The sequence below is a fragment of the Oceanispirochaeta sp. genome (genome assembly GCF_027859075.1).
In the GTDB taxonomy this organism is placed as follows: Bacteria; Spirochaetota; Spirochaetia; order DSM-2461; family DSM-2461; genus Oceanispirochaeta.
In genome coordinates this window covers 1-4,346 of the sequence record NZ_JAQIBL010000329.1, presented here as the reverse complement: position 1 = coordinate 4,346, position 4,346 = coordinate 1, and the positions used below count along the sequence as shown (strand labels likewise).

The 4,346-nt window shown below is 46.5% G+C and carries 4 protein-coding genes; 3 read left to right on the top strand and 1 reads right to left on the bottom strand.

Annotated features, from left to right (window positions below; all coding sequences use genetic code 11):
* The first annotated feature begins 163 nt into the window (after positions 1-163).
* Positions 164-1,804 (top strand): Na+/H+ antiporter NhaC family protein, encoded by a 1,641-nt coding sequence (locus tag PF479_RS18655; RefSeq protein WP_298009970.1) that lies wholly within the window; start codon positions 164-166, stop codon positions 1,802-1,804.
* Positions 1,805-1,854: 50 nt separating this feature from the next.
* Here the strand turns inward: PF479_RS18655 and PF479_RS18650 are convergent, their stop codons facing one another.
* Positions 1,855-2,337, bottom strand: a complete 483-nt coding sequence (locus tag PF479_RS18650) for a DinB family protein (RefSeq protein WP_298009967.1) — start codon at positions 2,335-2,337, stop codon at positions 1,855-1,857.
* A gap of 166 nt (positions 2,338-2,503) precedes the next feature.
* Here PF479_RS18650 and PF479_RS18645 point away from each other — a divergent pair, with 166 nt between their 5' ends.
* Positions 2,504-3,580 (top strand): transaldolase family protein, encoded by a 1,077-nt coding sequence (locus PF479_RS18645; protein ID WP_298009964.1) that lies wholly within the window; start codon positions 2,504-2,506, stop codon positions 3,578-3,580.
* Between the two features lie 37 nt (positions 3,581-3,617).
* On the top strand, positions 3,618-4,346 hold a 729-nt coding region (locus PF479_RS18640; protein ID WP_298009961.1), incomplete at its 3' end, for an aldehyde dehydrogenase family protein.

Here is a 4,346-nt window from a genome sequence, read left to right as displayed (position 1 = left end):
CAGCTAGCCATCCTCAGATCCCATCTCATCAGTTCAAACACATCCTTCCCTGTAAAAAAAATATTTTTTGCTTCACCTCACGCCAATCTTGTCGTAAAATAATTCATTGTCGTTACTCTAGTAGTGATGAAGGCTTTCTAAAAATTAACAAAAGGAAGGACATATGGAAACATTTGGAATCTGGGGACTTATCCCTCCACTTTTGACTGTTGTGTTGGCACTTATGACCAAGGATGTGATTATTTCCCTGTTTATGGGTATCCTTTCAGGAACACTCCTGATTGCTGGAGGGAATCCCTTTATTGCCCTCACCGGTTTAAGCGACCTCCTGGCTAACTCTCTGAATGACGGATGGAATCTTAGGATTTTTCTGTTTACAGCTCTCATGGGAGTTCTCGTAGGCATACTTTCGAAGACAGGATCGGCCTATGCCTTCGGTCACTGGGCCTCTAAAAGAATCAAAACAAAGAGAGGCGCTCTTCTATTGTCCTGGTTTTTTGGTATATTCATCTTCATCGATGACTACTTCAATTCACTGACCATTGGTACAGTCATGAAGCCATTGACGGATGAAAAGAAGGTGTCCCGTGCCAAACTGGCCTATGTTCTGGACTCCACAGCTGCACCAGTGGTCATCATGGCACCCATATCCACCTGGGTCGTGTATGTCATGTCCGTGATTAAAGAGTCTGATGGTTTTTCTTCCCTGGGTATCAGTGAAATGGGTTACTTTATCAGGGTGATCCCTTTTAACTTCTATGCCATTTTTGCGGTCATCATGGTCGGATTCATTACCATCACCAAAAAAGACTTCGGACCCATGCTCCATTCTGAACACAGGGCAGAGAAGGGGCTCGGTCTTTTTGATGAAGAAAAATATGGAGCCGTATCTGGTCAGGTAGAGGAAAAATTTGAAGAGAAATTTTTGGATGGGGCTAAACCCTATGATATGCTGGTCCCCATTTTTCTCCTGATCATTATCTGTTTTGCCATGTTCCCTATCAATACCTGGATGGGACGGGGCTATGGGGATGTATCAGCTTATTCCGGATTCTTTGATGCTATGGCTCATATGTCTATCGGTGAAGCATTCAATGATTCGGATGCCTCCACAGCCATGATGGATGCCACGATCATTACACTTCTTATTACCTACGTATATTTCATGCTGCGCCGCAGACTCACTATTAAAACTGCCGGTGAGGCCATTGTTGAAGGCTTCAAGTCCATGGTACCAGCACTGATGATTCTGGTCATGGCCTGGGCATTGGGCTCTCTGATCAAAAGCAGTCCCGCCGATGGCGGTTTGGGACTGACCACCTACCTTTCCAATGTCATCGTCAATGGCGGTTTTCCTCTGGCTCTGCTGCCTGTGGTTGTTTTTGTTATCGCCTGTATTCTTTCTTTTTCAACAGGAACCAGCTGGGGAACATTTGCGATTATGATTCCCCTCACTATGCCAATTGCGGTAGGTCTGGGAGAAGCTGCCGGCATGAGTGGTGCCGCCCTGATGTCTGCAACCCTGGTTCCCATTGGTGCCATCCTGGGAGGCGCTATCTTCGGAGACCATTCTTCGCCGATCTCGGATACGACGGTTCTCTCCTCTACCGGTGCTGGTGTTCCTCACCTTGAACATGTGGCAACGCAGGTTCCCTATGCTGTATTTGTAGCCATTTCGGCGCTTTTCGGACATCTGACCAGCGGTATTACCCACAGTGCTCTGGCAGGTCTGCTTGTCACGGCCATTATATTTGTCACAGGGCTCTACCTGCTTTCCAGATTCTGGGGGGATAAAGAGGAATGATTAGAAATCATTAAGTTTCTGGCTGTCCGCTAAACTCGGGACAGCCTTTTTTAATATTCCCTCAGGGGAAGACCCAAAAGCCGGCGGAGATCGAGTATCTGAGAGCAGTGATAGGAGTTATGCTGGGCAATAATCGTTATCTGCCGGTAGAGGTTGTGGTCGGGATTGTTCTTCAGGGGGGCAAAGAGATCCTCAGTTTCTATCCAGGCCTCCAGGGTCTTCAAGCCTGTCTGGATACCTTTCAAGGTCTGTTCCCACTCCTCTTTATCTGTCGGGGCATCCGAATCCGGCCAATAACCCTCAGGGAATTTGGCATCCTTATAGTTTTCATTCAAAACATAGTCAATGATATCGTCCTGGCAGAACCGGATATGCCAGACCAGGGTCCACATCGTATGTTCCAGGTTCCCGTAATGATCTCCCGCCCGATGGAAGGGAAAGCCTGTCAGAGCAGCCTCCAGGGAGATATGGGCCTGATTTCCATAGATCTGCTTCTTCAGTTCCGTACGCAGAATCTTATCTGAATTTGTCATGGAATCCTCCAAATAAATAATTTTAATGGCATATTAATTATATTGCAAACTTTTGAAAGTAAGAATATCAGACAATATGTAAAATAACCCTTTACAAACCACGCAAACTGATATTATCATACAATACGACAATACAAATATGTTTTAAAGAAATCAGGAGATAAACATGAAAAATATGAGCCCCATGAAAAAATCGGTATCTATCTGTGATATGGAAGTCTGGAACGATTCCTGTTCAATCGAAGAACTGGAATATGCCATCGAAAACGGTGCCACCGGAGCAACTACCAATCCTGTGATCGTACTGAATGTTCTCAAGCAGGAAATGCATCTCTGGCAGGACAGAATCAAAGAGATTATCAAAGAGATGCCCACAGGATCGGAAGTAGACGTTTCCTGGAAACTCATCGAAGAAATGGCTGTTAAAGGCGCTAATATCTTGAAACCTGTATTTGACGCAAGCAAAGGAAAAAAGGGAAGAATCTCCATTCAGACCAATGCCCAGCTCTATAGAGATACAGAAGCCATGACCAAACAGGCCATTAGATTCAGCAAACTGGCCGACAATATGATGATTAAAATGCCTGCTACTGAAGCCGGAATCAAGGCATTCGAAGAAGCTACCTACAATGGTGTCAATATCAATGCTACCGTCAGCTTTACAGTTCCCCAGGCGGTTGCCGTTGGAGAAGCCGTAGAACGCGGCTTAATGCGAAGAGAAGCCGAAGGTAAGGATATCTCTTTCCTGACTCCTGTTTGTACCATCATGGTAGGCCGCCTGGATGACTGGCTGAAAGTTGTTGCCAGCAAAGAAAAAATCCTGACCACTCCAGGTGTTCTTGACTGGGCCGGAGTGGCTGCTTTTAAGGAAGCCTATAGAATTTACAAAGAAAAAGGATTCAGAACCAGACTGCTTTCAGCAGCTTATAGAAACCAGCTGCACTGGTCAGAACTCATCGGAGACAACATTGTTCAGACAATCCCCAGCGGATGGCAGAAAAAGTTCAACGCCAGCGATATTGATCCTAAAGTTACCATTGATAAACCAGTAGATCCCGCTATACTGGAAGAACTGCACAAAAAGTTTCCTGATTTCACCAAAGCCTACGAGGCCTATGGTCTGAATCATGCCGAGTTTGATACTTACGGTGCCATCACTCGTACTCTCAGAGGTTTCCTCGCGGGTTACACAGAACTGCTGGGCGTTGTCAGAAACTTCATGGTTCCCAACCCTGACGCATAATCGGAATTGAAATCAATAGAATAATAAGGAATTAGAGATGTCAGAATATATCAGTAAATTAATGAAAAGAGCCCGTGCAGCTCAGAAACAGATTGAGTTTTTCAGCCAGGAACAGGTGGATGACATGTGTCAGCGCATCGCCTGGGCCACCATTCAGGAAGAGTTCGCACAAAAAATTGCCGAGTTTGCCGTAGAAGAAACCCAGATGGGGGACGTTCCCAGCAAATACGGTAAGATGATGAACAAAGTCCGTGGCGGCTGGTTTGATATGAAGGGTAAAAAGTCGGTTGGCGTCATCGAAGAAGATGAGGCTCTGGGTCTGATGAAACTGGCCAAGCCTGTGGGTGTTATCGGAGCTCTTGTTCCCTGTACCAACTGTGAGGCCACCCAGGTTCTTAAGGCCATGAGTGCCATCAAGACCCGGAACGCCATCATCCTGGCGCCCCATCCCAGAGCCAGAAAAACCAATGAAATGGTCATTAACAAGATGAGAGAAGCCCTGGAGGCAGGCGGATATCCTGCTGACCTGATCATCCATGTAGATGAAGTCACCATGGAAAACTCACAGGATCTTATGGAACAGTGTGATCTGATCCTTGCTACAGGGGGCGGGGGACTTGTTAAGGCTGCCTACTCCAGCGGAACTCCTGCCTACGGTGTGGGAGCGGGTAATGCCGTGACCATTGTTGATGATACCCAGGATATGGCCGAGGTTGCCGACAAAATCAAAAGATCCAATACCTATCACCAGGCCACAAGCAGTTCC

Coding starts and splice junctions, on each gene's coding strand:
- PF479_RS18655 (WP_298009970.1), top strand. CDS start 164: ATGGAAACATTTGGAATCTGGGGACTTATCCCTCCACTTTTGACTGTT.
- PF479_RS18650 (WP_298009967.1), bottom strand. CDS start 2,337: ATGACAAATTCAGATAAGATTCTGCGTACGGAACTGAAGAAGCAGATC.
- PF479_RS18645 (WP_298009964.1), top strand. CDS start 2,504: ATGAAAAATATGAGCCCCATGAAAAAATCGGTATCTATCTGTGATATG.